A 17167-nucleotide genomic window follows, 5' to 3' on the forward strand; every position below is an offset into this window, starting at 1 on the left:
TGCGGAGAACCGCCCTGGACGGGGTGTGACGAGGAGAGATCTATGGCCTTCGCTGGCAATGTGGACGAGTTGGCCCTGCTGCAGGCGGTCCGGTTGAAAGAGCAGGTCAGCGCGGCTGTTCTGGCCGAGCATCTCGGCGTGAGCGCCGCGTCCGCGCAGGCCGCCTACGACGCGCTGCTGACCCAGGGCAAGGCGCAGGAAGTGTCGGACGGCCGGATCGGGCTCACCGAGGCCGGGCTGTCGGAGCTCGAGGATCAGCTCGACGCCGAGCGGGTGTCCATCGACGAGGACTCCATCGCGGAGGTGTACGAGAGCTTCGTGCCGTTCCATGAGGAGTTCGTCGGACTGATCGATTCGGCCGACGCCGATCAGCTGGCCGACCTGGACCGCCGGGCGTCGGTCGTGTTCGACGACCTGTCGGCGTTCGTGCCCCGGTTGTCCCGCTACCAGGACCTGTTCGCCGACGCCCTCGCGAAAGTCGCTGCGGGGGAGACGAAGTGGATCTCGGAACCCGTGATCGACTCGTACGCCACCGTGTGGACCGAACTCCGCAAGGAGCTGCTCGGCGCGTCCGGCACCGCCGAGTGACGTGACACGCGTCACCACCCCCCCTATTCGGGGGTGGTGACGCAGTGAGCCGGATCACTACTTTTCCTCTCATCCGGGATACGCCCACCAGGGTGTTCCCCACGGACCACGGAGGAATCGAGTGACCACAGTCTCCAACTCGGGTGCGGGCGCCCCCCACGCCCCCACACCGGTGCGCCAGGGCGGTACCAGCGTCCGCAAGGTGGCCATCGCCAGCGGCATCGGCACGACCATCGAGTTCTACGACTTCTTCATCTACGGCACCGCCGCAGCCCTGGTGTTCCCCACGGTGTTCTTTCCCGCCCTCGGCTCCACCGCCGGCACCGTCGCCTCCTTCGCGACCTTCGCCGTCGCGTTCGTCGCCAGGCCCGTGGGTGCGATGCTGTTCGGCCACTACGGTGACCGGATCGGACGTAAGAAGACGCTGATCTCCACGCTCATCCTGATGGGTGTCTCGACGTTCCTGATCGGCCTGCTGCCCGGTGCCGCGACGATCGGGGTCGCGGCACCGATCCTGCTGGTGCTGCTGCGTTTCGGTCAGGGATTCGCCGTCGGCGGCGAGTGGGCGGGCGCCACACTGCTGACGGCGGAGTACGCACCCCCGGGCAAGCGCGGCCTCTACGCGATGTTCCCGCAACTCGGCCCCGCGGTGGCCTTCATCCTCTCCAGCGCCACGTTCCTCGTCACCGGCACCCTGCTCGGCGACACCAACGAGGTCTTCCTCGAGTACGGGTGGCGGATTCCCTTCCTGTTCAGCGCCGTCCTGGTCGGCATCGGCCTCTACATGCGGCTGGCGATCGAGGAGACACCGGTGTTCCGCGCGGCCCAGCTGGCCGACCGTGCCGACGCGACCCCGCGGAGCCTCCCGCTGATGGACGCCTGGCGGTACCAGACCAAGGAGATCCTCCTCTCGGCCGGCGCGCTCGCCACACTGTTCGCGTTCTTCTACATGGGCACAGCGTTTCTCACCAGCTACGGCACCAAGACCCTCGGGTTCAGCCGCCCGTTCGTACTGACGGTCGGGATCGCCTCGGCCGTGGTCTTCGGATTCACGATCGTCGTCTCCGCTCTGTACTCGGACCGGATCGGGCGTCGACGGGTCATCATGATCTCCTGCGGACTGGCCGTCGTGTGGGCGCTCGCACTGTTCCCGCTGCTCGACACCGGTTCACCCCTCGCGTTCACGATCGGCGTGATGGTCACGCTCGCCATCTTCGGAATCGCGTACGGCCCCTGCGGCGCCCTGCTTCCGGAAATGTTCCAGACGCGCTACCGCTACACCGGCGCCGGACTCGGCTACAACCTCGCCGGCGTGCTCGGCGGCGCCGTGCCGCCGCTGATCGCCGCACCGCTGGCGTCCGCGTACGGCAGCGCCGCGATCGGCGTGATGCTCGCCGTCCTCGGCGTGGTGAGCCTGCTGTGCACGAAGGCCCTGGTGGAAACGAAAGACGACGCGCTCTGACAGGGCCGGCGAGGGGTGTCCGGACTTCGCACAGATACCGTCGCCCCTCGCCGTGCAGTATGCCCTGGATCACATCAACCAAGAGTAAGTTCGACCGCGGAAGGGCCTTCGGGTCTGCCCGTCCCGTAGGCGCCCGAACGGGCTCCTGGAGAGGAAGAGTGATGACAACCCCGCTTCCCAGCTACACCAACGGCGTGTGGGACGCCCCGATGCTCGGCGACACCATCGGAGACAACTTCGACCGGACCGTGGCGGCCCACGGTGATCGTGACGCCCTGGTCGACCGGCCCTCGGGGCGGCGGTGGACGTACGCGGAGCTGAGGCGGGACGTCGACGCCGTGGCGGCGGGGTTGCTGAAGCGGGGTATCGGGAAGGGCGACCGGGTGGGGATCTGGGCGCCGAACTGCCCGGAGTGGACGCTGATCCAGTTCGCGACGGCCAAGATCGGTGCCGTGCTCGTCAACATCAACCCCGCCTACCGGGCGCACGAGTTGAAGTATGTGCTCGATCAGGCCGGTATCCGTCTGCTGGTGTCGGCGCCCGAGTTCAAGTCCTCCGACTACGCGGCCATGATCGAGGAGGTCCGGCCCCAGTGCCCCGACCTCGAGATGGTGGTGCTCCTCGGCAGTGCCGAGTGGAGCCGGCTGGCGTCGGACGGCATGGCTGCGCACGCCGCCGACCCGTCCCTGCTGCCTGCCGCGCAGGCGGCCCTATCCTCGGACGACCCGATCAATATCCAATACACCTCGGGGACAACCGGATTCCCCAAGGGCGCGACGCTCAGCCACCACAACATCCTGAACAACGGGTACTTCGTCGGCGAGCTGTGCCACTACACGGAGAACGACCGCGTCTGCATCCCGGTGCCGTTCTACCACTGCTTCGGCATGGTGATGGGCAACCTGGCCTGCACGAGTCACGGCGCGACCATGGTCATCCCCGGGCCGTCCTTCGACCCGAAAGCCACGCTGCAGGCCGTCGAAGCGGAGAAGTGCACGTCGCTGTACGGGGTGCCGACGATGTTCATCGCCGAACTCGCCGAACCGGACTTCGCATCGTTCGACCTGTCGAGCCTGCGGACCGGAATCATGGCCGGATCACCCTGCCCGGTGGAGGTGATGAAGCAGGTCATCGAACAGATGGGGATGGCCGAGGTCTCCATCTGTTACGGCATGACCGAGACGTCGCCGGTGTCGTTGCAGACCCGGTCGGACGACACGATCGATCAGCGCGTGTCGACGGTCGGCCGGGTCGGCCCGCATCTCGAGGTCAAGATCGTTGATCCGGCAACGGGGTTGACCGTTCCGCGGGGCACGCCGGGCGAGCTCTGCACCCGGGGTTACTCGGTCATGCTCGGGTACTGGAACAACCCGGAGAAGACCGCCGAAGCGATCGACGCCGGACGATGGATGCACACCGGCGACATCGGTGTGATGGATTCCGACGGCTACGTCGCGATCACCGGGCGGATCAAGGACATGGTCATCCGCGGCGGCGAGAACGTCTATCCCCGCGAGATCGAGGAGTTCCTGTACACGCATCCGGACATCCTCGACGCCCAGGTCATCGGGGTGCCGGACGCGAAGTACGGCGAGGAACTGATGGTGTGGGTGCGGATGAAGGACGGTACCGAACCCCTGGACGCGGCGAAGGTGCGCGAATTCTGCACCGGCAAGCTCGCCCACTACAAGATCCCGAAATACGTGCACGTCGTCGACGAGTTCCCGATGACGGTGACGGGCAAGGTGCGCAAGGTCGAGATGCGCGAGCAGTCCCTCGACCTGATCGGGCGCACCTGACCCGCCTCGTCACCTGGTCCGCAGCAACGTCGCGACGGCGTCGAACAGCGTGTTCCAGTTCGGGCGTCGACACGGGGGCAGCTCTTCACCCCAGCGTCCCGGCGATCGCGTCGAGCCCGGCGGCCGCACACGCCTGATCCCGCATTCCGTCGGGAGCGCCGCCGACGCCGATTCCCGCGATCGACCCGCCGGCCGACTTCACGCTCACCCCGCCGGCGAGGAACAACGTGCCGGGAAGGTCGGCGACCGTCGCGCCGTCGCCCTTGGCCCGTTCGCTCAGATCACTGGTGTTCGCGCCGAACGCGGCAGCGGTGTACGCCTTCTGACGCGCCGCCTCCACGGTGTGCTGAGCGGCATTGTCCCCGCGCAACATCGCCTGCACGTTGCCGGCGCGATCGACCACCGAGACGGTGACGAACCCGAGCCCGTCGGCCTGGCACTTCGCGAGCGCCGCCTGCGCTGCGGCCTGCGCAGTGCCGATACCGAGACGGTTCTGGCTCACCACGCCGTCCGCACCGTCGATCGGGGCCGGCGCGGCGGCGGTCGCGACCGGAGTGGACGTCGGACTGGTCTCGTCGGACGCGGACGTGCCGCACGCCGAGGTGGCGACGATCGCGGCGAGCGGGACGGTGATCGCCAGAATGCGGGGCAGGCGGTGGACGGTGCGCATCGGAGGGCCTTTCGGGAAGTGACGAGCTGACGTGACCAGCCTGGCCCGGCGGTGCCGGTGACCGCATCGGGCCGACGGCGCTCCCGAACTCATCCGTCCGGCCCCGGCAGATCATCCGAACGGTGGATCCGCGACCCACGGCACATCCGTAGGATCAGTCGACGTGACGACACCGGTGGACGGAGTGGACAGGCCGGACGGCGCGGGTCTGCGCGGCCCGCTCGCTACCGCCATCCATGTGTCGTTCTACGTCCTACTCGCGACGTCGACGGCGCGGTACCTTACGTACCACGGCGTGAGCGGACGGTTCGTCGTGGTGGTCGCGTTGATCGCCGTGCTTGCCGCGTTGTACACGGTCACCGCCGTGGTCGCGCGGCGGGGAGGCGTGTGGGAACCGTGGGTATGGCCGGTCCTGACGACGTGGGCGGTGCTCGTCTGGCTCGCGCCGAGTTTCGCCTGGTGTGCATTTCCCATGTTCTTCCTGTGCACGCGGGCGTACCCGAGCCGGATCGCGTACCCGGTCGTCGGGGTTCTCGCCGTCCTCACCTCGGTGGCGTTCTTCACCTTCTCCGGCCGCACCGAGTGGGCCGTGCTGGTGGGACCGCTGTGCACCGGGGCGCTGATCGTCATGGCGTACAGCCAGATCGAGCGGGACGGCCGGGAACGGGTGCGACTGCTCCGCCAGGTGGCGGAGACCCGGTCCCGGCTCGCGGAGACCGAGCGGGAGGCGGGGGTGCTCGCCGAACGTGAACGACTGGCCCGCGAGATCCACGACACCGTGACGCAGGGGCTGACCAGCAGCCTGCTCCGCCTCGAGGCGGCCGAGCAGATCTGGGCGCAGGCAGATCCGCGGACGGAGGAACGGGCACGTGAGGACGTCCGCGTGGCGACCGGAACGTTGCGCGAGAACCTGGCGGAAACCCGCAGTCTCGTGCACCATCTCGCGGCGCCCAAACTGGAATCCCAGCCACTCGACGCGGCACTGCTCGCCGCCGCGCGCACGCACCACCCGCGGGCGGAGCTCCGGATCGTGGGCACTCCGATCGCGATTCCGGCGGAGGTGACGCACGCGCTGCTGCGGATCACCCAGAGCGCGGTGTCCAACATCGCCCGGCACGCCCACGCCGAGACCGTGGGCGTCACGTTGACATACCTTCCGGAGGCCGTCGCCCTGGACATCTTCGACGACGGCACCGGTTTCGACCCCGCGCCCACCGGATCTCCCTCGGCGCGCGGCGGATACGGTTTGCGCGCGATGCGCAGCCGCGTCGAGCAACTGGGCGGCACGTTCACCGTCGAGAGCGCGCCGGGCGAGGGCACCGTGGTGGCCGCCCAGATACCGTGTGCGAGAGGAACCGCGGCATGACGCCAGTGACCGTGCTGTTGGTCGACGATCACGTGGTCGTTCGTGCCGGGCTGCGAGCGCTTCTCGACTCGCAGCCGGACATCGAGGTGATCGCCGAGGCGGGCACGGGGGAGGAGGCGGTCGACGCCGTGAGCACCTGCCGGCCGCAACTCGTGACGATGGACCTCGCCCTGGGCGCCGGTATCGACGGGGTCGAGGCCATTCGCCGCATCCGGCAGGTCGATCGGGCCCTGCCGGTGCTGGTGTTCACGACCTACGACACGGATGCCGACGTGGTGCGCGCCATCGACGCCGGTGCCATCGGATACCTCCTGAAGGATTCGACACCCCAGGAGATCTTCGCCGCCGTGCGCGGCGCGGCCGCAGGTCAGAGTGTGCTGTCGCCGCCCGTCGCATCGCGACTCCTGCAGCAGATACAGCGCCCCGAGGAAGCTCTCACGCCGCGGGAGGCCGAACTGCTGACCCTGCTGGCCAAGGGCATGACCAACAAGGAACTCGGAAAAGCCCTCTTCATCAGCGAGGCGACGGTCAAGACCCATCTCGCCCACATCTACGCGAAACTCGGTGTCGACACCCGCGCCGCGGCGGTGTCCGTTGCCCTGCGACGGCAGGGCATTCGCTGAACCGAGGGGGTTCACAGCGGTACGCCGCGTGAACCTTTTGGCAACGATTTGCCGAAGCCCTGTCGAACGGGTGTCCAGGTGGCTATGTTCGAAATGAGCGGTGACCTTCCGCTCGCACCATGAATTGCGTGTTGAGAGGACAAGGGCCATGGTCATGGACATCATCGGCACCATCATCTTCGGTGCGGTCATCGGCGTTCTGGCGCGTCTCGTGATTCCGGGGAAGCAGGCGATGGGGTGGGTCATCACCGTCGTGCTCGGCATCATCGGTGCGCTGATCGGGTACTGGGTGTGGGAGGGGCTCCTCGACAAGGGGGACACCGGCGGAATCGACTGGATCCGGTGGATCATCAGCATCGCCGTAGCGGCCGTGCTGACCCTCGGATACACCTCGATGACGAGCAAGAACAGGGTGTAGGCGCGCCACATCGCACCGTCACGAGAAGGGCCCCGTCCGGTCAGGGCGGGGCCTTTCTGCGGCTTCGCCGCCCGTGCGTACTTGTCAACCGCCGGACGTTAACGAGTACTCACGGGCGCAGGCAGAGAAGCGTCATGTCGCGCAGTACTTTCCGGGTGCGCGAGGGGGTCGTGGGATCGGCGCTGTGCGGGGTCGAGTTGATGAGCCCGAACGTGGCGTGTGCCTTGGTGCGGGCATCCGTCTCGTCCAGTGACGTGTCCACCTGCAGCAGCACCTTCACCCAGATCTCCACGTAGCGCCGCTGCGTCTGCCGGACCTCCCGGCGGGCCTCGGCGGGCAGGCTCTCCAGGTCCCGGTCCTGGATGCGAATGAGGTCGGGTTCGCCGAGCGCGAAGTCCAGATGGAAGTCGATCAGACCCTCCAGGGCCGCTTCCGGGGAGGCGGCCTCCGCCACGACGAGCGACCCGCCCTCGAGCAGGCGCGTGCTGATCCCGACGAGCAGTTCGACGAGGACGGCGTCCTTGTTGGGGAAGTGCCGGTACACGGCGGGGCCGCTGATTCCCGCCGCGGAACCGAGGTCCTCGAGGCGGACACCGAGGAAGCCCCGTTCGGCGATGAGGCGGGCGGCGGCGTCGAGCAGTTGGCGGCGACGATCCGCCTTCATCTGTTCCCGGCGCGTGATCGGCGCTTCGGTGCCGTCGACGTCTGTGGTCATCGCCTTAGCTCTTTCTCGGATGTGGTCTGGACAACTCAGTTAATCACAGTTATCTTAGATTCAGTTATCGAGTATTAACTCACTCGGCACGGGCGTCAAGACGAGAAGGCGGCAGGATGGCACTGAGCGGAACCACTGCACGGGAGGGCTACCGGGCAGGGCACACGAAATTGGTGGACGAGCTGAAGTCGAGGCTGGCCGTGGCCGCGCTCGGCGGCAGCGAGAAGTCGCGCGAGCGGCACGTCAGCCGAGGCAAGCTCCTGCCCCGCGAGCGAGTGGACACCCTGCTCGACCCCGGAAGCCCGTTCCTCGAGATCTCCCCGCTCGCCGCGAACGGCCTGTACGACGACGAATGCCCCGGAGCGGGCGTCATCGCCGGCATCGGCCGGGTGTCCGGGCGGGAATGCGTGATCGTCGCCAACGACGCGACCGTCAAGGGCGGCACCTACTACCCGATGACGGTGAAGAAGCACCTGCGGGCGCAGGAGATCGCGCTGCAGAACCAGCTGCCGTGCATCTACCTCGTCGACTCCGGCGGCGCGTTCCTGCCCAGGCAGGACGAGGTGTTTCCGGACCGCGAGCATTTCGGCCGCATCTTCTACAACCAGGCCACGATGAGCGCGCAGGGCATCCCGCAGATCGCGGCGGTCCTCGGCTCGTGCACCGCGGGCGGCGCCTACGTGCCCGCGATGAGCGACGAGGCCGTCATCGTCCGCAACCAGGGCACCATCTTCCTCGGCGGTCCGCCGCTGGTGAAGGCCGCCACCGGTGAGGTCGTGACAGCGGAGGAGCTCGGCGGCGGCGACCTGCACTCGAAGGTCTCCGGCGTCACCGACCACCTCGCGGAAGACGACCAGGACGCGCTGCGGATCGTGCGGAACATCGTCGCGACCCTCGGCCCGCGCGCCGAGCGGCCGTGGGACGTGATCAGCGCCGTCCCCGCGTCGGCATCGCAGACCGACCTCTACGACGTGGTCCCCACCGACCCGCGCACCCCGTACGACGTCCACGAGGTCATCGACCGCATCGTGGACGGCAGCGAATTCCAGGAGTTCAAGGCGGAGTACGGCAAGACCCTGGTCACCGGTTTCGCGCACATCGAGGGCCACCCGGTCGGCATCGTCGCCAACAACGGCGTGCTGTTCGCCGAGTCCGCGATGAAGGGCGCTCATTTCATCGAGCTGTGCGACAAGCGCAAGATTCCACTTCTGTTCCTGCAGAACATCGCGGGCTTCATGGTCGGTCGCGACTACGAAGCGGGCGGCATCGCCAAGCACGGCGCCAAGATGGTGACCGCGGTGGCGTGCGCCCGGGTTCCCAAGCTGACCGTCGTGATCGGCGGCTCCTACGGGGCGGGCAACTACTCGATGTGCGGGCGGGCCTACTCGCCGCGGTTCCTGTGGATGTGGCCGAACGCCCGGATCTCCGTGATGGGCGGCGAGCAGGCGGCGTCGGTGCTCTCGACGGTGCGCAGCGAGCAACTCGACAGCGCGGGCAACCCGTGGTCGGCCGAGGACGAAGAGGCGTTCAAGGCGCCGATCCGTGATCAGTACGAGGCGCAGGGCAATCCGTACTACTCGACGGCCAGGCTGTGGGACGACGGCATCATCGACCCCGCCGACACCAGAACTGTTCTCGGACTGGCGCTCTCGGTGTGTGCGAACGCACCGATCGAACCGGTCTCCTACGGCGTTTTCCGGATGTGAGTGGAATGACTGAAATGACTCGGATAGATACCGTCCTGGTAGCCAACCGCGGCGAGATCGCGGTGCGCGTGATCCGCACGTTGCGGGCCATGGGAATCCGTTCCGTCGCCGTGTTCAGCGAGGCGGACCGGGACGCGCGGCACGTCCGTGAGGCCGACACGGCGGTGCTGCTCGGTCCGGCCGCGGCCCGGGAGAGTTACCTCGTCATCGAGAAGGTGATCGCGGCGGCCCGCGCCACCGGCGCGCAGGCCATCCATCCCGGTTACGGGTTCCTGTCGGAGAACTCCAAGTTCGCCGGGGCCTGCGCGGACGCGGGAATCGCGTTCCTCGGCCCGTCCGCGCACGCCATCGAGGTGATGGGCGACAAGATCACCGCCAAGAACGCGGTGGCGAAGTTCGACGTGCCCGTCGTCCCCGGCATCGCCCGTCCCGGCCTGTCCGACGACGAACTGATCGCGGCCGCAGGCGACATCGGATACCCCGTCCTCGTCAAGCCGTCGGCAGGCGGCGGCGGCAAGGGCATGCGACTGGTGGAGGAGCCGGGCGCACTCGCCGAGGCACTACGCAGCGCGCGGCGGGAGGCGGCGTCGGCGTTCGGCGACGACACCCTCTTCCTCGAACGATTCGTGCTGCGGCCCCGGCACATCGAGGTGCAGATCCTCGCGGACGGGCACGGGAACGTCGTCCATCTCGGTGAGCGCGAATGCAGTCTGCAGCGTCGCCACCAGAAGGTCATCGAGGAGGCGCCGTCGCCGCTGCTGGACGAGGCGACGCGCGCCCGGATCGGCGAGGCCGCCTGCAATACGGCGCGCAGCGTCGACTACTCCGGAGCGGGAACGGTCGAGTTCATCGTCTCCGCCGACAAGCCCGACGAGTTCTTCTTCATGGAGATGAACACCCGGCTGCAGGTCGAGCACCCGGTCACCGAACTCGTCACGGGCCTGGACCTCGTCGAGTGGCAGGTGCGAGTGGCCGCCGGTGAGCCGCTCGGCTTCACCCAGGACGACATCACCCTCACCGGTCATGCCATCGAAGCCCGCGTCTACGCCGAGGATCCGAGTCGCGGATTCCTCCCCACCGGCGGACTCGTGGCCGACGTCGTCGAACCCGCCGGTCCCGGTGTCCGGGTCGACTCCGGGCTGCAGCCCGGCACGGTGGTCGGCAGCGATTACGACCCGATGCTGGCGAAGGTCATCGCCCACGCCGACGACCGCGCCGGTGCGCTGCGCAAGCTGGACCGGGCGCTGGCCGGCACCGGTGTGCTGGGAGTGGTCACCAACATCGAGTTCGCGCGCTTCCTGCTCGCCGATCCCGACGTGGTGGCCGGCAACCTCGACACCGGTCTGCTCGACCGACGGCTCGAGGACTTCGTCGCCGCGGAGGCCACCGACGCCGCCCTGATCGCCGCCGCGGCTTTCCGCTGGTTGCAGCGCTGGCCCGAGCGGGCACAGGCCGATCCGTGGGACGTTCCCAGCGGCTGGCGGGTCGGCGTTCCCGCGCCCACCAGCATCCGGTTGTCGTCTGCCACCCGCACCGACCACGTGCGCATCAAGGGCAGTCCGTCCGAGGCCACCGCGCAGGTCGAGGACGGCGACACCCTCTCCCTGACGGCGGCGCTCGACGGGGCCACGCTCTCCGTGGTGATCGACGGCAGGCGCGAAACCTACCGGGTCGCCCAGACCGACGGGCACATCTGGCTCGCCGGTTCCGACGGCACGACGATGCTGCGTGAGGTTCGCGAACTCAGTGTCCGCACCGGCGACGTCCACGCCGGCGAGGCCGAGATCACCAGCCCCATGCCCGGATCCGTCATCGCCGTCGGTGCCGAAGCGGGCGCCCACGTCACCGCAGGCCAGACACTCGTCGTGGTCGAGGCGATGAAGATGGAGCACTCGCTCACCGCCCCCGTCGACGGCGTCGTCGACATCCTCGTCGCACCCGGTGACCAGGTGATGGTCGACCAGCTGCTCGCGCGAGTCATCCCGCACACCGACACCACCGACACGAAAGAAGACGCGTCATGACCGAATTCCTTGCCACCGGCCAGCTTCCCGACGAGTACCAGCAGTTGGCGAAGACCGTCGCCGATTTCGCCAAGAACGTGGTGGCACCGGTCGCGGCGGAACACGACGCCAACCACACGTTCCCCTACGAGGTGGTGGCGGGAATGGCCGACATGGGCCTGTTCGGCCTGCCGTTCCCCGAGGAGTACGGCGGAATGGGCGGCGACTACTTCGCACTCTGCCTGGCACTCGAAGAACTGGGCAAGGTCGACCAGAGTGTCGCGATCACCCTGGAAGCCGGCGTGTCGCTGGGCGCGATGCCGATCTACCGGTTCGGCAACGAGGAGCAGAAGCAGGAGTGGCTGCCGCAGCTGACGAGCGGCAAGAGCCTGGCCGCGTTCGGGCTCACCGAGCCGGGTGCCGGAAGCGACGCCGGCGGGACGAAGACCACCGCGAAGTTCGACAGCGGTGAGTGGATCATCAACGGCAACAAGCAGTTCATCACCAACTCCGGCACCGACATCACCAAGCTCGTCACCGTCACCGCGGTGACCGGAACGAAGGAAGGCAAGAAGGAGATCTCCACCATCCTCGTGCCGACGTCGACGCCGGGCTTCACCGCCGAGCCGGCGTACAACAAGGTCGGCTGGAACGCCTCCGACACCCACCCGCTCACGTTCTCGGACGTGCGCGTTCCCGAGGAGAATCTGCTCGGCGAGCGTGGCCGCGGGTACGCGAACTTCCTGCGGATCCTCGACGAGGGCCGCATCGCCATCGCCGCGCTGAGCGTCGGCGCCGCCCAGGGATGCGTCGACGAGTCGGTCAAGTACGCCAAGGAACGCGAGGCGTTCGGACGGCCCATCGGCCACAACCAGGCCATCGCCTTCAAGATCGCCCGCATGGAGGCGCGCGCCCACACCGCGCGCACCGCGTACTACGACGCCGCTGCCCGGATGTTGTCCGGCAAGCCGTTCAAGAAGCAGGCCGCCATCGCCAAGCTCGTCGCCTCCGAGGCCGCGATGGACAACGCCCGGGACGCCACCCAGATCCACGGCGGCTACGGATTCATGAACGAGTACACCGTGGCCCGGCACTACCGTGACAGCAAGATCCTGGAGATCGGCGAGGGCACCACCGAGGTGCAGCTGATGCTGATCGCGCGGGAGGCCGGCCTGTGACCGCGACGACCGAACCGAAGCGAATCGTTCAGCGGGGCCTGTGGTTCGAGGAGTTCGAGCTGGGAGCGGTGTACGAGCACCGTCCCGGCCGGACCGTCACGGAGGCCGACAACGTCCTCTTCACGACGCAGACGATGAACACCCAGGCACTGCACCTGGACGCCGCGTACAGCGAGAACACCCAGTTCGGTGAGCGCCTCGTCAACTCGATGTTCACCCTCTCGACCGTGGTCGGATTGTCGGTGGCACAACTGACGCAGGGGACGATCGTCGCGAATCTGGGGTTCTCGGAGATCAGTTTCCCGAAACCGCTGTTCCACGGCGACACGCTCTACGCGGAGACGAAGATCGTGGACAAGCGCGAGTCGAAGAGCAGGCCCGGCGAGGGCATCGTCACGCTCGAGCACACCGGCCGCAACCAGAACGGCGACGTGGTGGCGATCGCGGTCCGCAAGACCCTCGTCCAGAAGAAGCCGTCATGAGCTGGGAACTGCCCGGGCCCGCCTGGTTGTTCTGCCCGGCCGACCGGCCCGAACGGTATGCGAAAGCGGCTGCGGCAGCCGACGTCGTGATCCTCGACCTCGAGGACGGGGTGGCGCCCGCGGACAAGGAAGCGGCGCGGGTCGCCCTGATCGACACCCCGTTGGATCCGGATCGCACGGTGGTGCGAGTCAATCCGGTCGGAACCGAGGATCACGAGCGAGACCTTCTGGCACTCGACGGCACCCGCTACACGAGGCTGATGCTGGCGAAGTGCGAGTCCGCCGACCAGGTGCTGTCGTTGGCGCCGCGTGAGGTGATCGCCCTCGTCGAGTCGCCTCTCGGTGCGCTCGCGGTGAGCGAGATCGCGCTGGCGGCGAGCACGATCGGCGTGATGTGGGGCGCCGAAGATCTCGTGGCGGCGATGGGCGGCAACTCCAGTCGCCGCGAGGGCGGCAGCTATCGTGACGTCGCCAATCACGTGCGGTCGTCGACACTGCTGGCGGCCAAGGCGTATCACCGGCTCGCCCTGGATTCCGTATATCTCGACATCAAAGACCTCGACGGGTTGCGCGCGGAGGCGGTCGACGCCGTCGCCGTCGGATTCGACATCAAGGTCGGCATCCATCCCAGCCAGATCGCGGTGATCCGGGAGGCGTACGCGCCGTCCGACAAGGACGTCGACTGGGCGACGCGGGTTCTCGCCGCCGTCGCCGACGAACGGGGAGTCTTCGCGTTCGAGGGAAAGATGGTGGACGCGCCGGTCCTGCGTCACGCCGAGGCGATCCTGCGCCGCTCCCAGGTCGGTTCGAAGGGGAAGAGCACGTCCGAGTCCCCGCAGTAGGCGGCGAAAGAGCGCGGAACGGTCGCGCTCTCGGGGAAGATGGTGCCCATGACTGCCGATCCGCAATGGGTGCCCACCGAATCCGACGTGTGCGACGCGGTCGTCACCGATTTCGCCCGTTTCGTCGCACGGCGTCACAGCGTCCGAGTCGACGACTACCGGGCGCTGTGGCGCTGGTCGGTCGCCGACCCGGCGGCGTTCTGGCAGGACGTGTGGGACTACTTCGATATCCGGTCCGCCACCGACCCCGGACCGGCCCTCGCGGACGACGCGATGCCGGGGGCCGTCTGGTTCCCCGGGGCGACCCTCAACTACGTCGACCACGTCTTCCGGAACGCCCGCCCCGGCACACCGGCGATCCTGTACGCGGGTGAGGGCGCCACCGACATCTCCGTCGGGTGGGACGAGTTGCGGTCCGCGGTGGCGGGCCTCGCCGCGACTCTCCGCGAGCACGGAGTCGGGGTCGGTGACCGGGTCGTCGGTTACCTCCCGAACATTCCCGAGGCCGTCGTCGCGTTCCTCGCCACGGCGTCGCTCGGTGCCGTGTGGGCCGCGTGCGGACAGGACTACTCCGCGCCGGCCGCGCTCGATCGACTGGGTCAACTGGAACCGAAAGCGCTGATCACCGCGGACGGCTACCGGTTCGGGGGCAAGGAACACGATCGACTCGCCGCGTCGGCCGACCTGCGCGGCGGATTGCCGTCGCTGGCCCTCACAGTGGTCGTGCCGCGTCTCGATCCGGACGCCGCCGTCGACGGCACCCTCACCTGGGCGGAGGCCACCGGCCGGGACGCCGCACTCGAGTCCGTCGCCGTCCCGTTCGACCACCCGCTGTGGGTGGTGTTCTCCTCGGGGACCACGGGCCTGCCGAAGGGCATCGTGCACGGTCACGGCGGCGTTCTCCTCGAGCACGTGAAGTCGCTCGCGCTCCAACTCGACATCGGCCGCGACGACACCCTCTTCTGGTACACCAGTCCCAGTTGGATGATGTGGAACTTCCAGACGGCGGGCCTGCTGGTGGGGGCCACCATCGTCTGCTACGACGGAAGTCCGTCCTATCCGACGCCGGATGCGTTGTGGTCCTTGGTGTCACGGCTGGGTGTGACCGTGGTCGGCACCAGTCCCGGCTATGTTCTCGCGTGCGACAAGGCGGGTGTGGTCCCCGTGCGCGAGCACGATCTGAGCGCACTCCGGGCGGTGGGGGTGACCGGGTCCACGCTGCCGGCGGCGTCGTCACTGTGGTTGTCCGAGAACGTCGGTCGCCGCGTTCCCGTCGTGTCGATCACCGGTGGGACCGACGTGGTGTCGGCGTTCGTCGGGGGAGCGCGGAACGTCCCGGTCTGGCCGGGGGAGCTGTCCGCCCCGTGCCTGGGTGTCGCCGTCGACGCGTTCGACGAGTCTGGGCAACCGGTGCGAGGTGAGGTCGGTGAACTGGTCGTGACGGCGCCGATGCCGTCCATGCCGGTGTCGTTCTGGAACGATCCGGACGGAAAGCGGTACCGCGAAGCATATTTCGATGTGTTTCCGGGAGTGTGGCGGCACGGCGACTGGATCACGATCACCGATCGCGGGACCGTCTTGATGCACGGAAGGTCCGATTCCACCTTGAATCGCAACGGGATTCGGATGGGTAGCGCCGACATCTACCAGGTGGTGGAGAAGCTCCCCGAGGTCGCCGAGGCGCTTGTCGTCGGTGTCGATCTGGCGGACGGCGGATACTGGATGCCGCTGTTCGTGGTCCTGTCGGAGGGGGCGGAACTCGACGACGCGCTGAGGCAGCGTATCCGCGCAGCGATTCGTGAGCAGGCCTCTCCGCGGCATGTGCCCGACGACATCATCGAGGCGCCCGGCATCCCGCACACCCGGACCGGCAAGAAACTCGAGGTGCCCCTCAAGCGCATTTTTCAGGGTGCGGATGCTGGGCGCACGGTGGACCGCAGCGCCGTGGACGACCCCGATCTGCTCGACTGGTTCGCGAGCCACGGACGGTGAGCGGCGAGTCGGTCGATGTCAGATCGTTGGGCGACAACGGTTAGGTTAGACTTACTTTAGTTACTCGTTGGTAGAAGCGTTCTTCCTGATGTCGGCGCGTCCCTGAATGTGAGAAATCTCCCGTCTGCCCGCGATCGGTCGCGCGGCGGCGATCGCGACTAATCGGACATCGACAGTGCCGAGCGTCGGGAGGGTGTTCCAGATGCTGGGATACAACCGGGGTGTCGCCGGTTCACATCCCTTCGCCGGGGACGCGTGTCTGCGTCCTCGTGGCAGGTCAGCGGGCGATCTGCCGGCACCCGAGCGCTCACGTGAACGTCCAAGTTTTCGTTCGATGCGACTACGCGACGAACCTGCTCGGTTATTCCCGGTATGCAACTTCGGGTGCTCTGCGTTTTGAGACCTGCGCGGGGCTTTGGTAGACACGGTGGTTGGCAAAACTGCGGTCACGGGGGGCAGTGAGTGTTCAACGCCGCGGCCGGTCATCAGATCGGCTGCACCGTGCACGGATAACAGTCGGGAGGCGGAACATGAAACTGGATACGACAGTTGTACACCTAGTGAAATTCCGACTCTCGGTACGGTATCCGTGTTCTGGTTGTACACAGTGCCCGGAATGCGGTCCGGCCTGTTGAATATGTGCGCGTCGAAGATCGAATCTAGGCCTGGTTCTGGAAGTATCGAGGGTTGGGTACGTCACACCGGCGCCGGTAACGGCAGTGGATCCGACACCGATGTAATTCCCGGCGCTACCGCAGAACCGTACGAACCGAGATTGTCACCACCGAGCGAGAGGAGGCCGAAGCAATGATCGCGACGATGTTTCGCTCCTCCACCAGCGCCGTAGACTCGGCTCTCGACTCGGAGGATGACGAGCACCGATTGGGTGGCCGCTTGTTGGATCGATGAGAGAACGGAGCCACGTATGAACCCGCTCACCGCAAGTAGTTCGGGATGTAAGGGCCTTGGAGTGTTCAGCGTCGCAGGCAATCGGGTTTCGGACGATCGTCTGACATCGACTCCGAGTGTGGTGGAACTCTTCGATCAGCGCAGGGCGTCCCATGCCCGGCCCGTCCCCGCTCCGCGAGATGCTTCGAACCGGCAGGGCCTGTTCGTGTGATGGCGTTCATCGGAAGACCGGCTCACGACGCAGTCCGTGGGACCGAGAGCTACGAATCACCAAAGACACAGGCGGCAGTCGCCACGCGTTCGAGAACGGAGTAACCCTTGGGGTCGGGACAAGCAGCGGGTAGTAGCGGTGCTCCGGAAGGGGCGTTTCCGCTGTCGGCTGCGCAGCGAGGCATCTGGTTCGCGCAACACGCG

General features: G+C 67.5%; 14 protein-coding genes. 12 read left to right on the top strand and 2 right to left on the bottom strand.

Annotated elements, in window-relative coordinates; genetic code table 11:
* Nucleotides 1-42 precede the first annotated feature (42 nt).
* The 3 genes from QM841_RS17660 to QM841_RS17670 all read left to right on the top strand — a co-directional run bounded on the left by QM841_RS17660 (nt 43) and on the right by QM841_RS17670 (nt 3849).
* Nucleotides 43-588 (top strand): hypothetical protein, encoded by a 546-nt coding sequence (locus tag QM841_RS17660; protein ID WP_105412686.1) that lies wholly within the window; start codon nt 43-45, stop codon nt 586-588.
* Nucleotides 589-709: 121 nt separating this feature from the next.
* Nucleotides 710-2050, top strand: a complete 1341-nt coding sequence (locus QM841_RS17665; protein ID WP_411194600.1) for an MFS transporter — start codon at nt 710-712, stop codon at nt 2048-2050.
* A gap of 161 nt (nt 2051-2211) precedes the next feature.
* Nucleotides 2212-3849, top strand: a complete 1638-nt coding sequence (locus tag QM841_RS17670; RefSeq protein ID WP_283332953.1) for an AMP-binding protein — start codon at nt 2212-2214, stop codon at nt 3847-3849.
* Nucleotides 3850-3934: 85 nt separating this feature from the next.
* On the opposite strand, the gene QM841_RS17675 is transcribed toward QM841_RS17670, so the two are convergent.
* Nucleotides 3935-4519, bottom strand: a complete 585-nt coding sequence (locus QM841_RS17675; RefSeq protein ID WP_283332954.1) for a GlcG/HbpS family heme-binding protein — start codon at nt 4517-4519, stop codon at nt 3935-3937.
* 163 nt (nt 4520-4682) lie between these two features.
* On the opposite strand from QM841_RS17675, the gene QM841_RS17680 reads away from it, so the two are divergent.
* From QM841_RS17680 to QM841_RS17690, 3 genes are all read left to right on the top strand, one after another.
* A complete protein-coding gene (locus QM841_RS17680) occupies nt 4683-5885 on the top strand; it encodes a sensor histidine kinase (RefSeq protein ID WP_283332955.1) in 1203 nt (400 codons plus the stop codon).
* Complete coding sequence (locus QM841_RS17685; RefSeq protein WP_283332956.1) at nt 5882-6508, top strand: response regulator; 627 nt, start codon at nt 5882-5884, stop codon at nt 6506-6508. The genes QM841_RS17680 and QM841_RS17685 overlap by 4 nt, the downstream gene beginning before the upstream one ends.
* Before the next feature lie 148 nt (nt 6509-6656).
* Nucleotides 6657-6926: a GlsB/YeaQ/YmgE family stress response membrane protein gene (locus QM841_RS17690; RefSeq protein WP_105412681.1), complete on the top strand. Its 270-nt coding sequence runs from the start codon at nt 6657-6659 to the stop codon at nt 6924-6926.
* A gap of 109 nt (nt 6927-7035) precedes the next feature.
* On the opposite strand, the gene QM841_RS17695 is transcribed toward QM841_RS17690, so the two are convergent.
* Nucleotides 7036-7641: an SACE_7040 family transcriptional regulator gene (locus QM841_RS17695; RefSeq protein WP_029539478.1), complete on the bottom strand. Its 606-nt coding sequence runs from the start codon at nt 7639-7641 to the stop codon at nt 7036-7038.
* A 116-nt stretch (nt 7642-7757) separates the two neighbouring features.
* Between QM841_RS17695 and QM841_RS17700 the strand changes: the two genes are divergently transcribed.
* From QM841_RS17700 to QM841_RS17725, 6 genes are read left to right on the top strand one after another with little or no spacing between them, the layout of a single operon-like run.
* Nucleotides 7758-9347, top strand: a complete 1590-nt coding sequence (locus QM841_RS17700; protein ID WP_283332957.1) for a carboxyl transferase domain-containing protein — start codon at nt 7758-7760, stop codon at nt 9345-9347.
* Between the two features lie 14 nt (nt 9348-9361).
* Entirely contained in the window at nt 9362-11371 is a 2010-nt protein-coding gene (locus tag QM841_RS17705; RefSeq protein ID WP_283333057.1) for an acetyl/propionyl/methylcrotonyl-CoA carboxylase subunit alpha, read from the top strand.
* Nucleotides 11368-12528: an acyl-CoA dehydrogenase family protein gene (locus QM841_RS17710; protein WP_105412678.1), complete on the top strand. Its 1161-nt coding sequence runs from the start codon at nt 11368-11370 to the stop codon at nt 12526-12528. The genes QM841_RS17705 and QM841_RS17710 overlap by 4 nt, the downstream gene beginning before the upstream one ends.
* The gene (locus tag QM841_RS17715; RefSeq protein ID WP_105412677.1) at nt 12525-13010 is read left to right on the top strand and encodes a MaoC family dehydratase; all 486 of its coding nucleotides are present in this window, start codon (nt 12525-12527) and stop codon (nt 13008-13010) included. The genes QM841_RS17710 and QM841_RS17715 overlap by 4 nt, the downstream gene beginning before the upstream one ends.
* Nucleotides 13007-13852 carry an HpcH/HpaI aldolase/citrate lyase family protein gene (locus QM841_RS17720; RefSeq protein WP_283332958.1) on the top strand — a complete coding sequence of 282 codons (846 nt, stop codon included), beginning with the start codon at nt 13007-13009 and terminating at the stop codon, nt 13850-13852. Before QM841_RS17715 ends, QM841_RS17720 begins: the two co-directional genes overlap by 4 nt.
* Nucleotides 13853-13900: 48 nt before the next feature.
* On the top strand, nt 13901-15844 hold the full coding sequence (locus QM841_RS17725) for an acetoacetate--CoA ligase (RefSeq protein WP_283332959.1): 1944 nt from the start codon (nt 13901-13903) through the stop codon (nt 15842-15844).
* Nucleotides 15845-17167: the final 1323 nt, after the last annotated feature.

Origin of the sequence: Rhodococcus sp. IEGM 1307 (assembly GCF_030056915.1) — a bacterium.
In the GTDB taxonomy this organism is placed as follows: Bacteria; Actinomycetota; Actinomycetes; order Mycobacteriales; family Mycobacteriaceae; genus Rhodococcus_F; species Rhodococcus_F opacus_D.